17 protein-coding genes are annotated in these 22,908 nt (G+C 33.5%); 12 read left to right on the top strand and 5 right to left on the bottom strand.

Annotated features, from left to right (window positions below; genetic code table 11):
• Positions 1-1,015 precede the first annotated feature (1,015 nt).
• The 3 genes from FLP_RS04905 to FLP_RS04895 all read right to left on the bottom strand — a co-directional run bounded on the left by FLP_RS04905 (position 1,016) and on the right by FLP_RS04895 (position 3,766).
• The gene (locus FLP_RS04905; RefSeq protein WP_065448406.1) at positions 1,016-2,215 is read right to left on the bottom strand and encodes an MFS transporter; all 1,200 of its coding nucleotides are present in this window, start codon (positions 2,213-2,215) and stop codon (positions 1,016-1,018) included.
• Between the two features lie 169 nt (positions 2,216-2,384).
• Positions 2,385-3,074 (bottom strand): SIMPL domain-containing protein, encoded by a 690-nt coding sequence (locus tag FLP_RS04900; RefSeq protein WP_065448405.1) that lies wholly within the window; start codon positions 3,072-3,074, stop codon positions 2,385-2,387.
• A 53-nt stretch (positions 3,075-3,127) separates the two neighbouring features.
• Positions 3,128-3,766, bottom strand: coding sequence for a rhomboid family intramembrane serine protease (locus FLP_RS04895; protein ID WP_065448404.1), 639 nt, complete (start codon positions 3,764-3,766; stop codon positions 3,128-3,130).
• Between the two features lie 112 nt (positions 3,767-3,878).
• Here FLP_RS04895 and FLP_RS04890 point away from each other — a divergent pair, with 112 nt between their 5' ends.
• Positions 3,879-4,751 carry a lysophospholipid acyltransferase family protein gene (locus FLP_RS04890; RefSeq protein WP_065448403.1) on the top strand — a complete coding sequence of 291 codons (873 nt, stop codon included), beginning with the start codon at positions 3,879-3,881 and terminating at the stop codon, positions 4,749-4,751.
• A gap of 220 nt (positions 4,752-4,971) precedes the next feature.
• Positions 4,972-6,453, top strand: a complete 1,482-nt coding sequence (locus tag FLP_RS04885) for a glycosyl hydrolase (protein ID WP_165606646.1) — start codon at positions 4,972-4,974, stop codon at positions 6,451-6,453.
• A gap of 198 nt (positions 6,454-6,651) precedes the next feature.
• Here FLP_RS04885 and glmM read toward each other — a convergent pair whose 3' ends face one another.
• Positions 6,652-8,040, bottom strand: coding sequence for a phosphoglucosamine mutase (glmM, locus tag FLP_RS04875; protein WP_065448400.1), 1,389 nt, complete (start codon positions 8,038-8,040; stop codon positions 6,652-6,654).
• Between the two features lie 288 nt (positions 8,041-8,328).
• Here glmM and FLP_RS04870 point away from each other — a divergent pair, with 288 nt between their 5' ends.
• The 7 genes from FLP_RS04870 to FLP_RS04840 all read left to right on the top strand — a co-directional run bounded on the left by FLP_RS04870 (position 8,329) and on the right by FLP_RS04840 (position 17,719).
• Positions 8,329-8,913, top strand: a complete 585-nt coding sequence (locus FLP_RS04870) for an acyl carrier protein phosphodiesterase (RefSeq protein ID WP_065448399.1) — start codon at positions 8,329-8,331, stop codon at positions 8,911-8,913.
• 40 nt (positions 8,914-8,953) lie between these two features.
• On the top strand, positions 8,954-10,636 hold the full coding sequence (ggt, locus tag FLP_RS04865) for a gamma-glutamyltransferase (protein WP_065448398.1): 1,683 nt from the start codon (positions 8,954-8,956) through the stop codon (positions 10,634-10,636).
• A 74-nt stretch (positions 10,637-10,710) separates the two neighbouring features.
• On the top strand, positions 10,711-12,495 hold the full coding sequence (locus FLP_RS04860; protein WP_065448397.1) for a chloride channel protein: 1,785 nt from the start codon (positions 10,711-10,713) through the stop codon (positions 12,493-12,495).
• Between the two features lie 70 nt (positions 12,496-12,565).
• Positions 12,566-13,321 carry a LytR/AlgR family response regulator transcription factor gene (locus FLP_RS04855; RefSeq protein ID WP_065448396.1) on the top strand — a complete coding sequence of 252 codons (756 nt, stop codon included), beginning with the start codon at positions 12,566-12,568 and terminating at the stop codon, positions 13,319-13,321.
• Positions 13,305-16,298, top strand: a complete 2,994-nt coding sequence (locus FLP_RS04850) for a sensor histidine kinase (protein ID WP_065448395.1) — start codon at positions 13,305-13,307, stop codon at positions 16,296-16,298. The genes FLP_RS04855 and FLP_RS04850 overlap by 17 nt, the downstream gene beginning before the upstream one ends.
• 169 nt (positions 16,299-16,467) lie before the next feature.
• Positions 16,468-16,719: a hypothetical protein gene (locus tag FLP_RS04845; protein ID WP_065448394.1), complete on the top strand. Its 252-nt coding sequence runs from the start codon at positions 16,468-16,470 to the stop codon at positions 16,717-16,719.
• A gap of 130 nt (positions 16,720-16,849) precedes the next feature.
• Positions 16,850-17,719: an EcsC family protein gene (locus FLP_RS04840; protein WP_083195789.1), complete on the top strand. Its 870-nt coding sequence runs from the start codon at positions 16,850-16,852 to the stop codon at positions 17,717-17,719.
• A gap of 100 nt (positions 17,720-17,819) precedes the next feature.
• Here the strand turns inward: FLP_RS04840 and FLP_RS04835 are convergent, their stop codons facing one another.
• Positions 17,820-18,746 carry a helix-turn-helix transcriptional regulator gene (locus tag FLP_RS04835; RefSeq protein ID WP_065448393.1) on the bottom strand — a complete coding sequence of 309 codons (927 nt, stop codon included), beginning with the start codon at positions 18,744-18,746 and terminating at the stop codon, positions 17,820-17,822.
• Between the two features lie 125 nt (positions 18,747-18,871).
• Between FLP_RS04835 and FLP_RS04830 the strand changes: the two genes are divergently transcribed.
• The 3 genes from FLP_RS04830 (at position 18,872) to uvrA (ending at position 22,376) form a co-directional block, all read left to right on the top strand.
• Entirely contained in the window at positions 18,872-19,087 is a 216-nt protein-coding gene (locus tag FLP_RS04830; protein WP_089477442.1) for a hypothetical protein, read from the top strand.
• Between the two features lie 65 nt (positions 19,088-19,152).
• Entirely contained in the window at positions 19,153-19,407 is a 255-nt protein-coding gene (locus FLP_RS04825) for a hypothetical protein (RefSeq protein ID WP_065448391.1), read from the top strand.
• Between the two features lie 137 nt (positions 19,408-19,544).
• Positions 19,545-22,376 (top strand): excinuclease ABC subunit UvrA, encoded by a 2,832-nt coding sequence (gene uvrA, locus FLP_RS04820; protein ID WP_065448390.1) that lies wholly within the window; start codon positions 19,545-19,547, stop codon positions 22,374-22,376.
• Positions 22,377-22,908: the final 532 nt, after the last annotated feature.

The following is a 22,908-nucleotide window of genomic DNA, read 5'->3' as shown; positions in this document are numbered from 1 at the left end:
CATTACTCTTATTCTTTTGTTTTAACATCTCTGTTAAAACGGCTGTCAATTCAATATGTCTACGAACGTGTTTCTTTTTCAATATCGCTTGTTTCTCAAAGCGGGTGCAAAAGTAGAAAACTTATTTCAAACCGGCAAATGTTTTTTGAAGTTTTTTTTAAGAAAATTTACTTTCCTTTTTCCTTCCAAACCTTACCAATCTATCAATGAACTTTCCGTGTTTTGCGGGGTGCAAATGTAACTTCTGTTTTTAAATCTCACAAGCTTTTCTTAATCTTTTTTTGAAAATAAATTTTCAGTTTGATTCGTAATGCTTGTCAGTATTTCAGTGAACGTCTGTCGCTGTTGCGGGTGCAAAAGTAGACCCTTTATTTACATTTACAAGACTTTTTATTATATATTTTCCATCTTTTTTATAAGTAACTGGTTGGGTGGTTTTTACAAGGCGAAGTTTTTTTTGATCTTTGGCTGCTTTTATTGGGTTTTGCCTGTTTTGGGTGGTTTTAATGAGTTTTGCCACGAAGGCGCTAAGGCGCGAAGGTTCTTTTTTTGTTGGCTTTGTTTTGAAAAAGTCGCAAAGTTGGGGTTTTACTGTTTTTTTTTTAATCGCGCAATCCCGATAGTTATCGGGAGCTAAGTCGCAAAGTTTATTCTTTTGGGGCTGTTTCTTTCTTCTTCTTACTAATGCTTACTCTCAAAACTACTGCCCTAGCCCTGATGGGAGGGAAAATCCTTTTGCTTTTTTCTTTAAAAAGCAAAAGATTGGAAGGACAGCGGGAAATAGCTCCTAATAAAAACTAAAATTCCAAATCTTTAAAATTCCAAATTCCAATAAAAGCTAGTTTATGTATTAGTATGTGAAAATTGCTCTTATATATTATAGTAGAAACTTGTCCTTATATATAGGTACACAAAATAAACCCGATAGTATTTAAAATTATCGGGCTATATAATGTAAATCTTGACTTAGTTCCTATTATAAGGATACGAATAAGTAAACGTTTTAAATACCAGCTTACAATTGCTGTGAAAAATTGCTTTTTTTATCTTTCCTAAACTGAATCCAAACATACGATAAGGATAAGAAAACCATTACTGCGCTGCCGTACATCAACATTGGAATTTTTGCAATCACATCCTGATAAACCCATCCGGCGAAAAGTGCACCAAGACCAATTCCTGCTTCCAATGCAATATACATTGTTGCCATAGCCTTGCCACGATGTTCCGGAAAACTCATATCAACTGTCCAGGCATTTAAAGCCGGAGATACGATCCCCGTAGAAACTCCATATAATGCCGCTCCGGCCAAAAATCCGGCAATTGATGTTGAAAACCCAACAATCACTAAGGATATGATTAATAAAAAGAGTCCAATTCCTATCAAACGAAGACGACCGTATTTGTCAGACGCTTTTCCTGCTCCAAAACGAATCATTACTGACGTAATAGTAAAGACCATAAAGAACAAGCCTTTGTTAGCAATTCCTAAATGCTGGCTCCAATCCGGAATTAATGTCAGGATAACACCATAAGCCATATAAGAAAGAAAAGTCACTATAGCTGCGGGAAGAACTTCTAAAGCTATAATGTCTTTTCGTGAAATCTTTAAAATACGCAGGCTAAAACGCTGTTTATGTTTCAAAGTTTCCTTCATATTCATCAGAATAACAATAGACAGAAGCGCAAAAACAGAAGAAGCATAAAAAAGCATGTTCATATAAGAATACAATTTAATTGAACTTCCAATAGCCGGACCAAGAGCCATTCCTATAGAAAAGCACAATCCATGCAAACCTAAAGCTTCACCCCAGCGTTCTCTTGGGACAATATCTGCAACATAGGCCGCAGTAGCTGTAGGTTTGAATCCAGTAGAAAATCCGTGAATTAATCTCAAGAATAAAAATCCTGAAACTGTTCCTAAAACCGGATATAAAATACCGCAGACAAAACAAACAATAGAACCAACTGCCATTACTGGTACTCTCCCTAAAGTATCGGTTAACCGACCACTAAAAGGTCTGGAAATTCCTGCTGTTAAAGTAAAAAGAGCAATAATTAATCCTTTATACTCTGCTCCTCCCATATTGCTCAAATATTCCGGCAATTCAGGAATCAGCATATTAAAACTGGCAGAAAAAAGTAATGAACTTAAACAGACTAATCCAAATTGTAGATTATAAATAGGATGGATGGCTTTTACAGAAGAACTCATGAAGATTTTTTAAAAGTGCAAAAATAATGAAAACTCTAGTTTAAAACTAACAGCCGGTCTAAAAGCATAAGCTTATCAACCCAAATTTAAAAAGTAAAAAACAGAAAAAAATCCAAATCCCAATTTTAGAATTGGAATTTGGATTTTCAAAATTGAAATTTATATTTTGTTAATCTAAAATAAAACTCACGCTAACATTTGCAACTACTTCTATTTCTCCAATTGCCAAAGTTTCGTTTGATGCACCAGCTGAATCCATAGCTACAGATTTCATAGCAGCATACATTGGTTGTGGACGGTACACCTGAGTATTATCAGAAATAGTATATGCTTTACCAACTTTTTGCCCTAAAACCGAAACATAATCTTCTGCTTTTAATTTAGCATCTTTGATTGCCAATTTTCTAGCTTCTGTTTCTATTTGAGCTAATTTAGAAGTTTCAAAAGAAACTCTGTCAATGCGATTAATTCCTTGTTGAACCAAACCTTCCATTAATTCATCATATTTAGATAAATCTTTTACTACAATTTCTACAGTTTGTGTAGCATTGTAACTTGTTTTCTTTTTCTCATAATCGTATTGTGGATTAAGGGCTACTTGCTTGGTTTTGAAATCTGCTGTTGGAATATTCATTTTTTTGATGAATTTTAAAACTGCATCGATTTTCTCGTCATTTTGCTTTTTGACATCTTTAGCATTATTCCCTTTTGTTTCAACAGTTGCCGAAATACAAACCTGATCAGGCGCTACTTTTACTTTGCCCTCTCCGTTTACATTGATTTGAGGAATTTGTTTGGTTTCCTGAGCGTAAGACATAGTCATAAACATGATTGTTAAAAATAATACTGCTTTCTTCATTTTTGTGATATTTAAATTGTTTGATAATGGAATTTCAAAAGTTGTGCCAATATTTATAGTTTGCCCAACTTTGCCATTACAAAAAGTATCAAAATAGGAATTGCTAACAGAATTACCATCAAACTATGATCTACAATTAATGAAGGCTCTTTTACCAAAGTTATCAAATACCCGCCTATAGCACCTCCAAAATGTGCCGTGTGTCCAATATTGTCATTTTTGGCCCGCATTCCGTAAATCGAATACAATAAATATAAAATTCCGAATAAATAAGCCGGCATTGGTATAACGAAGAAAATTCCTAACATCATATCAGGCTGTAATAATATTGCAGAATATAAAACTCCCGTTACCGCTCCAGAAGCGCCAACAGCTCTATAACTATAATCATTTTTATGAAATAACATTGTAAGCAAACTCCCGAATATTAAACTTCCGAAGTAAATTAAAACAAAAGAAAAAGTCCCCAACCATTGTATTACTACAGGAGCAAAAAACCATAACGTTAGCATATTAAAAGCTAAATGCATAATATCTGCATGTAAAAATCCTGACGAAAGCATTCTGATTTGCTCTCCTGAACGAATACTTCCTACATGAAATTCGTATTTTCTAAAAAAGGCAAGATCGTTAAATCCTTTATAACTAATCAAAGCATTGGCGACTATTATCCCAACTAAAATGGTATTCATAAAAAATATTTAATGTGAATTGTAAATATAGTCATTCTTAAACATATGTTAGTGTCTAAGCAAAATATCAACGGTTATTCATTTTTACTTTATATTTGTAAAAAAAAATTACATGCAATTTCTCGTTTATATATTAGCCTATCCTTTTCTTTGGCTTATCTCTATACTCCCATTTCGAATATTTTACTGGTTATCAGATTGTGTATACTTTATTGTATATCGTGTTATTGGTTATCGTATAAAAGTGGTTCGCGAAAATCTTGAACTTACACTGCCGCACTTAAGTAAAGAAGAACGTAAAAAAATTGAAAAAAAATTCTATCAGCATATGTGTGATATGTTTTTAGAAATGATCAAAACGATGAGTATTTCGCCAGAAGAAATGGAGAAAAGATTTAAAATTACTAATATCGAAGTTCTTCGTGCCTATGAAAATAAAGGGAAAAGTGTTGTTTTAGTCGCTTCTCATTACGCGAGTTGGGAATGGCTTTTGACCATTAATAAGAGAATTAAATTTAGAGGAATTGGTGTTTACAAAAAAATTGCTAATCCCTATTTTGATAAATTAATTCGAAAAATACGTTCTAAATACGATGCAGAATTAGTCGAAACAAGAAAAACCATTCCGCTGATGGCACAAAATCAGCGTGACGGAATTTTAAGCCTCTACGGGTTAGCAAGTGATCAGTCTCCAAAATTAGACCGAATTTTTCATTCGATGAAATTCATGGGGATAGAAGTTCCTGTTCATACAGGTGCAGAAATGCTGGCTAAAAAATATGATTTGAGTGTGATTTTTGTAAAAGTAAAAAAAGTAGCTCGCGGCTATTATGAGGCTACGATTGTACCCATAGCAGACGACCCTAAAGAATATCCAAATTTCGACATAACAGAAAAGTACTTAAAAGAGGTAGAAAAACAAATTTATGAAGCTCCAGAATATTATTTATGGACACATAAAAGATGGAAGCATAGAGTTGAATAACTGTTTTAATTAAAATAAAAATCCAAAAAGGCAACCATTACTTTTTTGGATTTTTTTTTGAAAACTATCAAAAACAAGAAATTCATTTATCTCATATATCTACAGCATGTTTTTGATGGGTTTTTGTAATATTTTTTTATCGCAGAATCAAAATGAGAAACGAGATAAACGGCATATATTTGATATTGATAAAATTTTCCCAAATCTAAATTATCAAACTATGACAAAAAAAATATCTTTCTTACTCCTACTCTGTTTTTCAATCCTCACTCACGCTCAAAGTCCTAAACGCGGAATAGCTTACAAAGATCATTCGACAGCTGATTTACTTGCCCTGAAACCAGGAGTTTCATGGTGGTACAACTGGGGTTCTTTGCCTGAAAAGGATACAAACGCCAATTATACTTCTATTGGTGTCGAATATGTACCCATGGCATGGAATCAGATCAGCGATAACAATGTTCAGGCTTTTATTGACCGAATAAAACCCGGTGCCAAATATTTGCTCGCTTTTAATGAGCCTAATTTTAATGATGGTGCGCGAATGACTCCGCAAGATGCTGTAAATTTCTGGAAGAATATTGAAAAAATAGCTGTTGCAAAAAATCTGGAAATAGTAAGTGCATCACCAGCTTTTAATGACCCAAATAATAGTTACGGAGGTTACAGCAGTCCGACTGCGTGGCACGATCAGTTTTTTCTTTTATGCCCAACTTGCAAAGTCGATTACATTGCCTTTCATACTTATGACAGAACCTCTGGCGATGTTATTGGAGTTACTAGTCTTCTTAAAAAATACAACCGCCCCATTTGGGTGACTGAATTTGCCAACAGAGTGGTTCAGACTGCAGCTCAAAAAACGGCATTTATGAAAGAAATCATAACAAATTTTGAAAATGATCCGGACATCTATCGCTATTCATGGTTTACCGGAAGAGTTCCTGCCGATTGGCTAGACATGGCAGAAGGTCCTTTATTAGCTCCTGAAAGTGGTGTTCTAAGACCAATAGGAACCGAATATGTAAATGCCACTTACACCTCAAAAAAAATGAACGTTCCAGGCAGAATAACCGCCAATAAACATTACCGAAGAAAAGGAACGAGCCTGCAAAATACTACAGATTCCGGAACTGGTCAAAATGTAAGCGCTATCGACCAGGGCGATTGGAATGAATTTATGCTAAATACTGATCAGGCCGGAAACTATAATTTTTCTTTTAGAGTAGCCTCCACAAACCAGGGTAAATTTGATATTTTAGTAAATGATGTCGTGATTAAAACAGATGAAACATTTGATGCAACTGGTGGTTTGCAAACCTATACCAACAAAATTGTAAACGGTATTGCCTTGCCTAAAGGAGAAGTTTATCTGAAAATTAAATTCAAATCAAACAATATGAATTTTAATTATATAGATGCTGCAATAGCTAGTCTGGGTGTTAATGATCCTGCATTCGAAAAAGATTCTTTTACAGTATATCCAAATCCAATAAAAATACAATCGACACTTCATATAAAATCATCGATTACAGAGCCTTTATCCTTAAAAATAGTAGATATGAAAGGGAGTATCTGTCATGCTTCAGACGATTATTTTACGAATGAAGATATTAAAATTGGAGATAAATTATCGACAGGAGTTTACATTATAAATGCAGTTTATGGCTCAGTTAAAAAATCTATTAAGATTATTAAAAACTAAAAAAAGAAAAACCTCTTTCAAAATAAATGAAAGAGGTTTTCTTTTAATAACTGATCATTTTAACCGCAAAGTTCGCAATGATTTACGTAAGGTTCGCAAAATTTATAACACAAAGCTTTGCGAACTTTGCCTTTTATAAAAACTCAATATTAAAAAACCTTTGCGTACTTTGCGGTTAAATATCCCCATTTCGAGCATTTAAATTCCTGCAATGGCTTTTATTTCATCTATAATTCGAAGAGCCAAAACATCTGCTTTTTCCTGAGAAGGAGCTTCTGTATAAATTCTAATGATTGGTTCTGTATTTGATTTTCTTAAATGTACCCACTCCGAAGCAAAATCAATTTTTACACCATCAATTGTAGTGATATCTTCGTTTTTATATTTTTCTGTCATCGCTACTAAAATCGCATCAACATCAATTTGTGGTGTTAGTTCGATTTTATTTTTACTCATATAATATTCAGGATATGAAGCACGCAATGCCGAAACTGACATTTTTTTGTTTGCCAAATGAGTCAGGAATAACGCCACTCCTACCAAACTATCACGACCGTAATGAGATTCAGGGTAAATAATTCCACCGTTACCTTCACCACCAATAATAGCATTGTTTTTCTTCATTAATGCTACTACGTTTACTTCTCCAACTGCGCTGGCTTCATATTTTCCGCCATGAGCTACAGTTACGTCACGCAAAGCACGTGATGATGACATGTTCGAAACTGTATTTCCTGCAGTTTTACTCAGAACATAATCCGCGCAAGCCACTAATGTATATTCTTCCCCAAACATTTCCCCGTCTTCGCAAATAAAAGCCAAACGATCTACGTCCGGATCTACTACTACTCCCAGATCGGCTTTTTCTTTTACTACCAATTCAGAAATGTCTGTTAAATGTTCTTTTAATGGTTCCGGATTATGAGGGAAATGTCCGTTTGGTTCGCAGTATAATTTTACTACTTCAACGCCCATTAATTCTAATAATTTTGGAATAATAATTCCTCCTGATGAATTTACACCATCAACCACTACTTTAAATTTTGCTGCTTTTACTGCTTCAACATCAACTAAAGGTAAATTCAGAACCTCGTCGATATGAATATCCATGTAGGCATCATTTACGGTGATTTCGCCTAAACTGTCCACATCCGAGAAATCGAAAGCTTCAGCATCGGCAATTTCAAGAATTTTAGCGCCTTCTTCTCCACTTAAAAATTCTCCTTTTGCATTCAATAATTTTAAGGCATTCCATTGTTTTGGATTATGAGAAGCTGTCAGGATAATGCCACCATCAGCTTTTTCTAAAGGAACAGCCACTTCTACCGTTGGCGTAGTCGAAAGTCCAAGATCAATTACATTAATTCCTAAACCTATTAATGTATTCACAACAAGATTATGAATCATTGGTCCCGAAATTCTGGCATCACGGCCAATTACAACCGTTAGTTTTTCTTTTGAAGTATTGTTTTTAAGAAAAGTACCGTATGCCGATGCAAATTTCACAGCATCAACAGGAGTCAGGTTATCTCCTACTTTTCCACCAATTGTTCCTCTTATTCCTGATATCGATTTTATTAAAGTCATTTTTATGAGTTATGGTTACCAATTACAAATATAGAAAAGTTACTAAGGTTCTTAGTGACTAAGTGGCTAAGAATTTAAAAAAAAGGTTATAACGGGCTAAGTTGCTAAGGTTCTGAGATCCTATAAAAAGTCTTTAAGTTGCTAAGAAACTAAGTTGATGATACTTTAATAGCACAAGCCTTCTAAGCTGCATCATTCAATAAAACGATATCAAAAAGTTTTCATACTTTTACTAAAACAAACTTAGTTTCTTAGCCACTTAGAACCTTAGCCACTCAAAAAAAAACAATGAATTTCCTAGCCCACATCTATTTGTCCGGAGATAATGATTTAATCAAAATTGGTAATTTTATGGCCGATGGAATTCGAGGGAAACAATTTGAACATTTTCCTGATGAAGTTCAAAAAGGCATTATTTTACATCGTTCGATAGATACTTATACGGATGCCCATGATGTTTTTAGACAAAGCACCAAACGTCTGCATGAAAAATACCATCATTATGCAGGTGTGATTGTTGATATCATTTATGATCATTTCCTGGCCAAAAACTGGACAAAATATTCTGATGAAAAACTCGAAGATTTCATTAATCGATTTTACCAATCATTACATGAAAATTATGATATTCTGACCGAAAAAACACAAGGTTTAATGCCTTACATGATCGAAAGAAACTGGCTTTTGAGTTATCAAACCGTAGAAGGAATTCATAACATCCTGACTCAAATGGATAGAAGATCTAAGAACCTATCAAAGATGCAGTTTGCAAGCGAGGAACTTGTAGCATTCTACTCTGAATTCGAACAAGAATTCACCGTCTTTTTTGAAGATATAAAAGCTCATTCAAAACAAAAATTACTTTCCTTATAAAATCAATCAGATTTTATAAAAACAAAACACGATTCTTTTTATGAAAAAAATAGTCTTTTTATTCGGCTTTATTTCTATATATAGTTTTGCGCAACAAACTCCAAAACCAACCGGATTAGTAGCTGCAAAAGCGATGGTCGTTTCGGCGCGCCAGGAAGCCTCAAAAGTCGGTGCCGAAATTATTCAAAAAGGCGGAAATGCATTTGATGCCATGGTCGCCACAGAACTGGCACTTGCGGTTGCATATCCGTACGCAGGAAATTTAGGTGGTGGCGGATTTATGGTTTACAGAAAAGCGAATGGCGAAGTAGGATCTTTAGATTATCGCGAAAAAGCGCCTTTGGCAGCAACAAAAGACATGTTTCTGGATAAAGAAGGAAATGTTATAAAAGGCAAAAGTACCGAAACTGCTCTTGCTATTGGTGTTCCGGGAACTATTGCCGGAGTTTTTGCGGTTCATAAAAAACTAGGTTCTCTGCCTATGTCTGAAATTCTAAAACCTGTTATTGCCTTGGCAGAAAAAGGTGTTGTTGTAACCCAAAAACAAGAAAAAAGACTGCAGGCTTATCATGATGCGATTGTAAAAATAAATGGTCCTACTACATTATTGGCCGGTAATTTTAAAGAAAATGACACCATCAAATATCCTGCTCTTGCCAATACTTTAAAACGCATTGCAAAAAATGGAAGAAACGAATTCTATAAAGGCGAAACGGCTAAAATCTTAGTGAATTATCTTCGGAAAAAAGGCGGAATTATAACCCTTAAAGATTTAGAAAAGTACGAAGCCAAATGGAGAAAGCCATTACAATTTAATTACAAAGATTTAAAAATAACTTCGATGGCACCTCCTAGCAGCGGCGGAATCTGTCTGGCACAAATTATGAAGATGATTGCCCCTTATGATTTAGCCAAAATGGGACATAACTCTGAAGAATCGATTCAGGTAATTGTTGAAGCTGAAAGAAGAGCTTACGCCGACAGAAGTCAGTTTTTGGGAGATCCTGATTTTGTAAAAATTCCGATTAACGGATTGTTATCTGACTCGTATTTAAAAGGCAGAATGTCAACTTTCGATACAAACAAAGCCAGTTTATCATCCGAAATAAAAGAAGGAAAAGTAAATTTTAACGAAAGTACCGAAACCACTCATTACTCAATTGTTGATTCACAAGGAAATGCTGTTGCTGCCACCACAACACTTAACGATGGTTACGGATCTAAATATTATTGTGATGAATTGGGTTTCTTTTTGAATAATGAAATGGATGATTTTAGTGCCAAACCGGGTTCTCCAAATATGTTTGGTCTGGTAGGAAATGAAGCCAACAGCATCGCGCCACAAAAAAGAATGCTTAGTTCCATGACACCAACAATTGTGGAGAAAAACGGTAAATTATTTATGGTTGTAGGTTCTCCGGGAGGATCCACGATTATTACAAGTGTATTGCAAGCTATTTTAAATGTTTATGAATACAATTTAAGCATGCAGGATGCTGTAAATGCTCCGCGTTTTCACCACCAATGGTTACCGGACTTAATTACTTTTGAACCCAATGCTTTTGATAAAAACACTATCGACAAACTAAAAGCAAAAGGATATTTAATCAACGAAAAAACAACTCCGGTAATTGGTAAATTAGACTGTATATTAGTTTTACCAAACAACACTCTCGAAGGTGGCGCAGATTCCCGAGGAGACGATACAGCAGTTGGTTTTTAATTTAATTACAGATTTCTATTTAAAATTAAACATTATCATCTAAATTTGTAGTTTACCTAACTTTTACAAACAGAATGCTAAAAAAATATTTCAGAAGACTCGAAAGCATCATCGCTTTGGCACAATCATTAATGACTCCAAAGCAATTTATTTTTTTATCAAGTGTTTTAATTGGTGTTTCCTGCTCTTTGGCGGTAATTGTTCTTAAAACCTTTGCTCATAGTGTTTTCTCTTTTGCGACTTACATCAACGGTATTTTAAAACTAAGTTTCATTAACAGTATACTTCCAATTGTCGGAATCGTGCTGACTGTTTTTGTGGTAAAAAGAGTTCTTAACGGAAGCATCGAAAAAGGAACTTCTCAGATTTTATATGCTGTTGCAAAAAAAGCCAGTATTATTCCGAAAAAGCAGATGTATGCTCAAATCGTTACCTCTTCCCTTACGGTTGGTTTAGGAGGTTCTGCTGGTTTAGAGAGTCCTATTGTGATTACAGGAGCAGCGTTTGGATCCAACTTTGCCCAAAACTATAAATTACCCTATAAAGACAGAACCTTACTTATTGGATGTGGTGTTGCAGCAGGAATTTCGGCTGCTTTTAATGCTCCAATTGCGGGCGTTCTTTTTGCAATTGAAGTTTTATTGGTTGATGTTAGCATTTCTGCGTTTACGCCTATTATGATTTCTGCCGCGACGGGTGCTTTGGTTTCTGCTATCGTTTTGGATGAAACTATTTTATTATCGTTTAAAAAACAAGAAGCTTTTAACTATCATAATATCCCTTTTTATGTTCTGTTAGGAATTTTGACCGGTTTTATAGCCGTTTATTACGCCCGAAATTTTCAAAGAGTCGAACATTATTTTTCACATTTAAAAGTGGGTCCGTACAGAAAAGCCTTAATTGGTTCTTCATTATTGGCATTACTTATTTTTATATTTCCAACGCTTTTTGGAGAGGGTTACGAAAGTATCAAAACCTTATCTGAAAGCGATCCGGGACATATATTAGACAATACTTTGTTTGCTGATTTTAGAAATAACCAATGGGTGTTGCTTCTTTTTGTAGGATGCACGATGATGGTAAAGGTATTCGCTTCAGGATTGACTCTAGGAAGTGGTGGTAACGGAGGGAATTTTGCTCCGTCCCTATTTTTAGGATCTTACTTAGGTTACTTTTTCTCGAAATTTATCAGTCTTATTGGTTTATCAAAATTACCAATCAGTAATTTTACCATGGTTGGAATGGCTGGTATTTTGAGCGGATTATTTCATGCACCGCTTACTGCCATTTTCTTAATCGCCGAAATTACCGGAGGTTACAGTTTAATGATTCCGCTTATGATTGTTTCCTCGATAAGTTTTGCTATTTCTAAACGTTTCGAAAAATATTCTCTTGACGTAAAAGGTCTGGCTAAAAAAGGTCACGCTTTTACCAGCAATAAAGACTCCAATATTCTTTCTACTTTAGATATTGACACTATTATTCAATGTGATTATTTAACTGTTCATCCTGATGAAAATTTAAGTAAACTGGTCGATCTTATTTCGCACTCGAATCAGGTTGTTTTTGCTGTTGTCGACAACGAAAAAGATTTAGTTGGTGTAGTTCATTTTAATGATATTCGGGAAATTATCTTCAATAACTATCGCGTTAAGTATACTTTGATTAAAGATGTAATGAAAACACCTCTGGCTACAATTTCATCAAATGACAGCATGGAAATCGTGATGAGTAAATTCGAGCTATCAAAATCGGCTTTTCTTCCTGTTTTACGAAACGGAAAATATTTTGGATTCATTTCTAAGTCTATTGCACTTGAGGCTTACAGAACTAAATTACGCTCTATGACAATCGAATAAAGCTGTTTTCAAAAATTCTGAAATAAGGTTATCTTTTCTTTCCAAAAACCAAATACCACCAAAGTTTATTATGAAAATTAAAGCCATTATTGTTGATGATGAGTCACATGCGCGCAGTTTCTTAAAAAAACTATGCAATCGATATTATGAAGATAAAATCGAAATAGTTGATGAATGCAATTCTGTTGCTGCAGCTTTAATTTCAATAAAAAAAAATGTACCCAATCTTGTTTTTCTGGATATTCTGATGCCGGATGAAAACGGTTTTGAATTACTTACTCATTTCGAGAGTATTCCATTTGAGGTTATCTTTACAACTGCTCATAAAGAATATGCTATCGAAGCGATTCGCAACAGTGCTTTAGATTATTTATTAAAACCAATTGATGTCTCAGATTTTAAAATTGCAATTGACAGACTCGATTTTGTTTTAGAAAAAAAGAACAGTTTAAATCGCTACCAACTACTTTCTCAAAACATAGCCAATCAATTTACAGGAAAACAGCAAATTGCTTTTCCCACAAAAACCGGCTTTGAGGTAGTGCAGGTTAGCAAAATCATTTTTTGCAAATCAGACGGTTCGTATACTCTTATTCACACTACAGACAAACAACATTATACTTCAAAATCATTCAAAGAAACTTGTGAATTACTTCTTTCCTCTCCTAATTTCCTAAAAGTACAGCGAAGTTATTTGATAAACCGGGAATATGTTGCCAATTTTAAATCAGATGAGTTTCTTCTCGAAATGACTTCAGGTGATAAAATTCCTGTTTCGGATAAATCATTTAATAAAAAAGAGCTTATTGATGCCATTACCAAATAAGATCTTTGTACAACTCTTTTTTATTTTAATTACAACTTCTGCTTTAGGCCAATATTTTCCATCGCGAAACTTTACCACTTCAGATGGATTACCTAATAATGCAGTACGGTCATTATTTTTAGATTCTAAAAACATTTTATGGATAGGAACTGAAAATGGTATTTCAAGAATGGAAAACGGGACCTTTACGACTATTGATGAAAGCAATGGTTTAGGGCATAACAGCTGTTGGGATATTACAGAAGATACACAAGGCAATATGTGGTTTGCCAGTTATGGTGGCGGCGTAAGCAAATTCGACGGTAAAAAGTTTACTGTTTTTACTATGAAAGATGGGCTTTTAGCCAATAAAACAAGAAAAGTTTTCCCCTATAAAAATAAAATTTATGTTGGTACAGAACAAGGCGTTTCTATAATTGATATAAAAACAAACAAACTAATTACTCCTAATGTTCCCGAGCATAAAGAAGATTTTATTTCCTTAGCCTTCGTGGAATATAATGGTGTAGTCTATTTTACTTCTACTTTTGCAGGTTTATTTAGAATTGACGAATCGTCTTCGACTCCCCGAATCCAACCCGTTATCTTACATAAAAATTCCTATTCATTAGGACTTTTTGGTTCTACACTTTATAGCGGAAACGAAAGCCATATTAATAAATTTGATTTTGATAAAATTTCACAAGGAGACACCTCTTCTACAGATTTTGGAAAATCTTTTATCTGGCAATTTGCAAAAGACAAGAGAAACACCATTTTTGCAGCAGCTTGGGGCGTTTACACTCCTGACGGAGGACTTTATACAATTGCAGAAGATAAGATGACAGATGTGTCTGCTGCATACGGAATTGATTCTAAAATTCTACTGAATGTTGTCTATGATAAATTTAACGACATACTTTATGTGGGTTCGAATGACAATGGAATCTACCAGGTAAGATTGGATGAAATCATTAATTATAATCCTTTCCGTTCAAAATCCATTATAGATTTTGAAGATTTTAATAATCAAAAGATAATTCTGGAAACTTCCGGACTAAAAGTCCTTAGTGCAAAACAAGAAATTATAAATTCTATTTCACTAGACGATTTTAAGAAAATTGAAATGACTTTCTTTAGAAAAGGAAAACAAATCCTAACTAAACAATCAGCAGAATCCAGGGATTTCGAATTAAATTTTGACATTCCAACAAATGAAATTGAGTTTTATGAAATGGTAAAAAACCAAAACTCTTTATGGATTAGCAGCAATATAGGTATTTTTGAAATTGATAAAAATTATAAAATAGTCAATTACGTTCCCAAACATAGTTTAAAAATTGGTTTTGGCTATGATGACAAATTAATAGAAACCATAACTTATGCAGGAGTTCGGGTGTACGAAAATTTAAAAACCTTAGAAAATACGCATTATTCAAAATTCAATAAAAACACGCCACAATACATTGTAAAAATTTTAACCAATAAAAACAAAACTTATCTTCTATCCGTTTTTAATGGTTTATACGTATATGAAAATGGTCAGTTTCGATCGTACTTGTCTGATGGAATCTGGAAAGAAAAAAAGTTCAAACACATTACAAAAAACAACAAAGGGCAACTTATTCTGGCAGCTGAATTTGGTGATGTTTTTATAATCGATGATTCAAAATCATTCAGAATTCTTAAAACGATTTCAAAAAAACAAATTATTGGAAATACTATTTTATTTCTTGAATCGTACAAAGACTACATTTTGATAGGTACAGAAAAAGGGATCAATATCTATAAAGATGGCATTATTCGACTTATTGACAAGGAACAAGGTCTCAAAGATTGCCGAATAACTACTTCTCAAATTTTCGAAAATACATTATGGCTGGGAACTCAAAAAGGTTTTTACACAATAGATGTAATCCGTTTACTTGCAGCGCAATTAACCGTTTCTGAAATTGGAATCAGTAAAATTGCAATAAATAATATTCCTTTACAACCTTCGGCTTACAAATGGTTCAGTTATAATTCAAAACAACTCATTTCAGACTATAAGCACAATTCTTTTTCAATTGATTTTGTTCCAAAGGGGCACCCTTTTCCTAATAAATTAAAATTTAGATACCGCCTAAACAGTAATAATCGCTGGAGTCCTTATAGCGAAAAAACCAATTTATTTTTACCCTATCTGCCCTACGGAAACTACAATGTAGCTATTGAAGTTTTTGATATGAACGCAGGGAAATCAAAAGTTTTTACGATTTTACAACTTCATATTCAGCCTCCGTTTTGGTTAAGCTGGTGGTTTATTGTATTAATTATTGCTTGTTTTTCCGGAGTAATCGTATTTATTTTTCTTAGAATAAAAAGAAAATCCAACGAAAAAACGATCATTCAGCGTCGTATTGCCGAAACCAAACTCGAAGCCTTGCTGAGCCAAATGAATCCGCATTTTACTTTTAATGCTATCAACGCTATTCAGGATTTCATTATAAGTAACGACACCGAAAACTCACTGCTTTATATTAGCGAATTTTCGAAGTTAATTCGTAAAACACTCGAAAACTCATCAAAACAAAAGATTACTATTGATGAAGAAATAGAATATCTCCAGGCTTACATTAACATTGAGAACATGCGTTTTGATAATCGAATAGATTTCGAAATTCAAATTTCACCACAAGTAGATACTTGTTTTACCAAAATTCCAACAATGCTTTTACAGCCTTTTGTAGAGAATGTTTTTGTTCATGCTTTTAATGAATCAAGTGTTGCTCCCCAATTGATCATTTCGTTTAAAATGATTTCAGAAACTATATTAGAATGTAAAATCACCGATAACGGATTAGGAATTAAGGCCTCAAAAAAAAATAAACTACATCAGTCAAAAGGTATTCAGCTTACAAAAGAGCGACTTTCGCTTTTGCAGGAATTAAAAGATCCTATCGAAATTACTTTTACCGAAAATAATGGTACAATGGTTACTATTTTACTTTTGGTTTAATTTCTTCTACTTATAATTCAAATAGCACTTGTTAAGATTTGACAAGTTCTATTTTCGTTTATAAACTAAAAAGATGCTTTCATACTAAATAAAGAGGTATTCAAAAGGTAAATTAATTAGAAAGGGAGTGATAATTTATTTTTGAATCCAATCTCTTTAATTTTAAAATATGCCTAATTTTTATTGCGAATACTGCGGAACAAAAAGTTCAAGTATCTCTGGCCTAACCGGAAATTCATGCTCGCGTCATCCTCTTGGTTCCGGAAAAGGAAAACACAAACTTTACGAAGGATCAGAAAAAACAAAATACAGTTGTAAATATTGCGGTACTTCAGCATCAAGTATTTCCTCTTTAACCGGAAATTCATGTTCCAGACATCCTAATGGAAGTGGTAAAGGGAAACATGCGGCGGCACTTTAAGTTAATAGTCTGCCCTAAGTCATAGCAGTGATATTCTGATTTACAAAATAATTCAATACTGTCAGAAAATGGCAGTTTTGATATCGATATTTGCAAAAAAATAAAACTAAAAAGAGTTAATAAATATAATATGACTGAAAATAAAACACATGATATTCTTAATATCATTAAAAATGTATACGAAAAAAATGAGTTTGGTAAAATCACCGAATGGAAAGCAATGGAACCAAGTGTAATTAGCAAAATAATGGGGACTATTTTTAAACCTGTAAGTTGGTTAATTCAAACAGTAATTCCCGAAAGCACAATGAGAGGAGCAATTCAAGTCTCAAACAATGCTTCAAAATTTTTAATTGATAATGAAAAATTCAAGAAGGAATGTAATATAAGAGAAATTGCAGAATTAAAAAAAAGACCTTTAAATGAATGCGATGATTTCGCTAATGAAATTCATAATTGGGCCGTTGGCTATGCAGCGACAGAAGGTGGAGTTACTGGTGCTACTGGAATTATTGGAATGGCAGTTGATATACCTGCTATTATTACTTTAGCTTTTAGAACGATTAATAAAATTGGTCTTTGTTATGGTTATGAAAATAAATCAGAAGAAGATAATCAAATAATATTATCAATACTTTCAGCAGCAGGAGCTAACACAATGAAAGAAAAACAATTAGCCTTACTAACTCTCAAACAACTAGAAATTATAGTTCTAAAAACGACCTGGAAAAAAATGGCACAAAAAGCCACAGAAAATGAATTAACAAAAGAGGCAGGAATTATTGCTCTAAAAAACCTTGCAAAACAATTAGGCATAAACTTAACTAAACGTAAAGCCTTACAAGTTGTTCCTATTATTGGTGCTGCGGTTGGTGCGTCCGTTAACGGAGTTTTTATAAATGACATAGCTTGGGCTGCAAGAAGAGTTTTTCAAGAACGTTGGATTATAGAAAAATATAAAGAAGAATTAGTCTATGATGATTATATAAATATTGATTAATGATTCCAAAAAAACACAAACTATTAGCTATTTATGAAAAAATAGCTAATAGAATAAAGTCATAAAAACTTGAATAAGTATATTCCGAGTTCTTATGACTTTAATAATTCTCAAACCCTCTCCTTAATTCCTCCTTGATCTCATCCGCTAGCCATTTTGGTTCTAAAACTTTTACCAAACAGCCATATTTCAAAATTTGCTGACTGAACTCAAAATTAGGATGGATATTTAATGAAATATCAAACGTTTTATCATTATCGAGATTAATTTCTTTTTGGGAACTATGCAAAGGCAATGATTGAACATAAAGTTTTTGCGAAATATGGAATGAAAGCTTTATAGTTTGTAATTCATGATCCATACTATTCAGGCCGACAACATTAGAAAATTTTTCTTTTGCTTCATTAATTTTCGATTTGAATTTTTTAATCCCTGTTTCAATACTTTTTATTCTGTCTAAACCAAATGTACGATAGCCCTTTTGAGTTTCACCTACCACGTACCAACGATTTTGATATTGTTTTAAATAATAAGGATTTAAAGTGTATTCTTGCTCTTTTATTTCTTTATAATAATAAAAACTACTGTGTACAAAAGTAATAGGCAAATTTTGTTGTATTGCATCTAAAACAGATTTAAAATTAGGAATTACCTCTATTGCAGATCTATTTTCAAATTCAATAAATGATAAAGAATTATTATTACCATTTAGATTATGGGAAATCTGTTCACCGGTAGCCAGAATTTCCATATGACTTAAAAACGATTCAATATTAATCGACTTTTCTTCATCTAAATAAAATCCCTCATTAGCTCTCGAATATTTAACTACAATACCATAATCATCTCTTAAAGTTGCTTTTATTCGATGAAAAGTACGCTCACTTATTTTATTCTCTCTGTTAGGGCTGATATAATTAATTAAATTTCCCATACTCTCAAAAGGAGACTTCTTCAGAATTTCTACTAATTGTTTGGTTTGATAAACTTGAGAGTTATTCAAAGTCGGCTTTTCTCTATTTTTCATAGTCCAAAAATAAAAAACCAAGCTGACAAATACTGTCAGTCTACATTGTTTTTAATTTTATTTTATACTGACAACAATTGACAGTTTCGGATTATAATTTCGTATTCGAATTTAAAACAAGTATCATGAAAAATCTTTTCAAACAACAAAACACAGAAATGGACTTTACTAATCTAAGTGCCATTTTAACTTCAGGAGCTTCCACAGGAATGGCAATTGCAAATCATTTAAACAAGAACCAAAAAACGGGAGGTATTATTGGTGCAGGTCTCTCACTATTAGTAACAGGACTACTACTCGCTCTAGAAGATGAAACATCCCGAACTGATTCAAAAAATTAATTCACTTACTCTTTTCTAAAAAAAATATTTTTTAATCTGACGAAAGTCACAACAACTATAAAATTATGTTATTTCAATTATTATTAGATATTATTGTTTTTATTATAAAATGCATCGTTTGGGTTTTATTTGTTTTAGCAGCAATCCCATTTGGAATTTATATGTTAATGAATGAGTGGTTTCCTATTTTTACACATGACGGTGGTTTCTGGTTTTGGTCTGCATTGTCAATACTGTCAATAATAGGTTTTATTTTTCTTTGGAAACCTATAATGTGGATTGTAGGGATTCTTCAGGCTCTGGGATTAGGAATGGAATAACCAATAAAAATCTTAACTAAATACATAAAACGCTAACTTCGGTTAGCGTTATTTTGTTACTAATTGTAACATAAAGTTTTGCTATCGAGCACAAAAAGAACAAATCAAAGTGGTAACTTTGCGTTTTGCTCAAAATTATGTTAGAAAAAGACAATACTATTGAAGTTCTTGGTGCAAGAGTTCATAATCTAAAAAATATAGACATTTCTATTCCGCGTGAAAAACTGGTGGTTATTACCGGTTTATCAGGTTCGGGAAAATCGTCTTTGGCGTTTGATACCATTTATGCCGAGGGACAACGTCGTTATGTGGAGACTTTTTCCGCTTATGCCAGGCAGTTTCTTGGCGGTCTAGAACGTCCGGATGTTGATAAAATCGATGGCCTTTCGCCAGTAATTGCGATCGAACAAAAAACAACCAGTAAAAGTCCGCGTTCTACGGTGGGGACAATTACAGAAATATACGATTTCCTGAGACTTCTTTACGCTCGTGGTGCCGACGCTTATAGTTACAACACCGGCGAAAAAATGGTTTCGTATTCTGATGAACAAATTAAAGACTTAATTATTCAGGATTTTAAAGGAAAACGCATCAATATTCTCGCTCCTATTATTAGAGCCAGAAAAGGTCATTATGCAGAGTTATTCCAGCAAATTACAAAACAAGGTTTCCTTAAAGTTCGTGTAAACGGCGAAGTTCAGGATTTGGTTTCAGGAATGAAACTGGATCGTTATAAAACGCACGATATCGAAATTGTAGTCGACAGAATGTTGATCGAAGATACCGAAGACAATCAAAAACGTTTGTCTGAAAGTATCAATACAGCTATGCATCATGGCGAAAATGTTTTGATGATTTTAGATCAGGATACGAATGAAGTTCGTTATTTCAGTAGAAATTTAATGTGTCCTACAACCGGAATTTCGTACCAAAACCCGGAACCTAATTTATTCTCGTTCAACTCTCCAAAAGGAGCCTGCCCGCATTGTAACGGATTAGGAACAGTTCACGAAATCAACGTAAAAAAGATTATTCCGAATCCGAAATTATCAATTAAAGCGGGAGGTTTTGCTCCGCTTGGCGAATATAAATCATCGTGGATTTTTAAGCAATTGGAAGTTATTGGAGAGAAATTCAGTTTCAAGATAACAGACCCGATTGAGAAAATTCCGGAAGAAGCCATGACCATGATTTTGCATGGTGGAAAAGATAAATTCGTTGTCAATTCTAAAGATTTAGGAGTTACACGCGATTACAAAATAGATTTTGAAGGAATCTCACATTTCATCAAAAATCAATTTGACGAAACATCTTCAACCACTATAAAACGTTGGGCAAAAGATTTCATGGATGAAATAAATTGTCCGGTTTGTGATGGTTCGCGTTTGAAAAAAGAAGCTTTATTTTTTAAAATAAACGGAAAAAATATCGTTGAATTATGCGATATGGATATCTCTGATCTGACTGTTTGGTTTCAGGATTTAAACAAACATTTATCAGACAAACAACTTTTGATCGCTTCAGAAGTAGTAAAAGAAATCAAAGACCGTTTGAATTTCCTTATGAATGTTGGTTTGAATTATTTGGCTTTAAGCCGAAGTTCAAAATCACTTTCAGGTGGTGAAGCACAACGTATTCGTCTTGCAACTCAAATTGGTTCGCAATTGGTTGGTGTTTTATATATTCTGGACGAGCCAAGTATTGGTTTGCACCAAAGAGACAATGAAAAACTAATTCATTCCTTAGAGCAATTACGAGATATAGGAAACTCAGTTATTGTCGTTGAACACGATAAAGACATGATCGAACGCGCTGATTATGTTATTGATATTGGTCCAAAAGCAGGTAAATATGGAGGAGAAATCATTAGCATTGGAACTCCTGCTGAAACTTTAAAATCAGATACAATTACTGCTCAATATTTGAACGGTAAAATGAAATTGGAAATTCCGAAAGAGCGTCGCAAAGGAAACGGAAAGTTTTTAAAATTAACCGGAGCAACCGGAAACAATCTTAAAAATGTTTCAATCGAATTGCCTTTAGGACAATTGATTTGCGTTACGGGAGTTTCAGGTAGTGGAAAATCGACTTTAATAAACGAGACGCTCTACCCTATTTTAAATGCTTATTATTTTAATGGTGTAAAAAAACCACAACCTTACAAGAAAATTGAAGGTTTAGAACATATTGACAAAGTAATTGATATTGATCAAAGTCCGATTGGGAGAACGCCACGTTCGAACCCGGCAACTTATACCGAGGTTTTTACCGAGATCAGAAACTTGTTTACCATGACTTCTGAAAGTATGATTCGTGGTTACAAAGCAGGACGTTTTAGTTTTAATGTAAAAGGCGGACGTTGCGAAACCTGCGAAGGTTCCGGTGTAAGAACCATAGAAATGAACTTTTTACCGGATGTTTACGTAGAATGTGAAACCTGTCAGGGAAAACGTTTCAATAGAGAAACTTTAGAGATTCGATACAAAGGAAAATCAATTTCGGATGTATTGAATATGACGGTTGATGAAGCCGTTCCCTTTTTTGAAAACATCCCGAAGATTTACCGTAAAGTAAAAACCATTCAGGATGTTGGTTTAGGATATATTACACTTGGACAGCAAAGTACAACACTTTCGGGTGGTGAAGCGCAACGTATCAAATTAGCCGGAGAATTGTCTAAAAAAGATACTGGAAATACGTTTTATATCTTAGACGAACCTACAACTGGTTTGCATTTTGAAGACATTCGCGTTTTAATGGATGTAATTAATAAACTGGTTGATAAAGGAAATACAATTCTGGTTATCGAACATAATATGGACGTTATCAAACTTGCTGATTATATTATTGATATTGGTCCTGAAGGCGGAAAAGGCGGTGGACAATTGATCGCTAAAGGAACTCCGGAAGAAGTAGCGAAAAATAAAAAAAGCTATACGGCGAAGTTTTTGAAAAAGGAATTGGAGTAACTTTTCATCTTTGTCAAAGTTTTAAATCAAGAGTGTAAGGAACTTTAAAACTTCATTTTTTTGAATACTATTACCTGAAAACACATTGATAAACAATTGTTTAGGATTTCTATTTGTAAATTGAATAGCCTCCAGCTTTAGCTGGAGGTCAAAATAGAAAGCAAAAAAAGGCTTTAGCCAAATTTCTGAAAGATCAGCTTATTTGGCTAAAGCCTCCAATTTAATGTAATCCGTTTTAATCTCCAGCTAAAGCTGGAGGCTATTCAATTCGAAAATCTCGTTGTAATATGTACGATCCAGTGCATTAAATGAAAGTATTTAATGCCTAAAACTTTATGTTATAAATCTAAGAAAACACTCTGTTTATCAATGGGTTTTGTGAATTCAGGCTAATTGGTTGTAAACTGATCGAGAAGCTCCTCTAAAAAAAATAAAAGTTCCTTACAGTCTTGGTTTTAAACTTTGATAAACATGTATTCAATTTTAAAATTAACAGTAATAATTTTATATTTTAGCTTAAAAATTTAAAATT

Origin of the sequence: Flavobacterium piscis (assembly GCF_001686925.1) — a bacterium.
Taxonomy (GTDB): domain Bacteria; phylum Bacteroidota; class Bacteroidia; order Flavobacteriales; family Flavobacteriaceae; genus Flavobacterium; species Flavobacterium piscis.
The sequence above is the reverse complement of the archived record's forward strand: the minus strand, read 5'-3'. Positions and strand labels throughout refer to the sequence as shown.

Coding starts and splice junctions, on each gene's coding strand:
- FLP_RS04890 (WP_065448403.1), top strand. CDS start 3,879: ATGCAATTTCTCGTTTATATATTAGCCTATCCTTTTCTTTGGCTTATC.
- FLP_RS04885 (WP_165606646.1), top strand. CDS start 4,972: ATGACAAAAAAAATATCTTTCTTACTCCTACTCTGTTTTTCAATCCTC.
- FLP_RS04905 (WP_065448406.1), bottom strand. CDS start 2,215: ATGAGTTCTTCTGTAAAAGCCATCCATCCTATTTATAATCTACAATTT.
- FLP_RS04870 (WP_065448399.1), top strand. CDS start 8,329: ATGAATTTCCTAGCCCACATCTATTTGTCCGGAGATAATGATTTAATC.
- ggt (WP_065448398.1), top strand. CDS start 8,954: ATGAAAAAAATAGTCTTTTTATTCGGCTTTATTTCTATATATAGTTTT.
- FLP_RS04830 (WP_089477442.1), top strand. CDS start 18,872: ATGAAAAATCTTTTCAAACAACAAAACACAGAAATGGACTTTACTAAT.
- FLP_RS04895 (WP_065448404.1), bottom strand. CDS start 3,766: ATGAATACCATTTTAGTTGGGATAATAGTCGCCAATGCTTTGATTAGT.
- FLP_RS04900 (WP_065448405.1), bottom strand. CDS start 3,074: ATGAAGAAAGCAGTATTATTTTTAACAATCATGTTTATGACTATGTCT.
- FLP_RS04850 (WP_065448395.1), top strand. CDS start 13,305: ATGCCATTACCAAATAAGATCTTTGTACAACTCTTTTTTATTTTAATT.
- uvrA (WP_065448390.1), top strand. CDS start 19,545: ATGTTAGAAAAAGACAATACTATTGAAGTTCTTGGTGCAAGAGTTCAT.
- FLP_RS04835 (WP_065448393.1), bottom strand. CDS start 18,746: ATGAAAAATAGAGAAAAGCCGACTTTGAATAACTCTCAAGTTTATCAA.
- FLP_RS04840 (WP_083195789.1), top strand. CDS start 16,850: ATGACTGAAAATAAAACACATGATATTCTTAATATCATTAAAAATGTA.
- FLP_RS04825 (WP_065448391.1), top strand. CDS start 19,153: ATGTTATTTCAATTATTATTAGATATTATTGTTTTTATTATAAAATGC.
- FLP_RS04855 (WP_065448396.1), top strand. CDS start 12,566: ATGAAAATTAAAGCCATTATTGTTGATGATGAGTCACATGCGCGCAGT.
- glmM (WP_065448400.1), bottom strand. CDS start 8,040: ATGACTTTAATAAAATCGATATCAGGAATAAGAGGAACAATTGGTGGA.
- FLP_RS04860 (WP_065448397.1), top strand. CDS start 10,711: ATGCTAAAAAAATATTTCAGAAGACTCGAAAGCATCATCGCTTTGGCA.
- FLP_RS04845 (WP_065448394.1), top strand. CDS start 16,468: ATGCCTAATTTTTATTGCGAATACTGCGGAACAAAAAGTTCAAGTATC.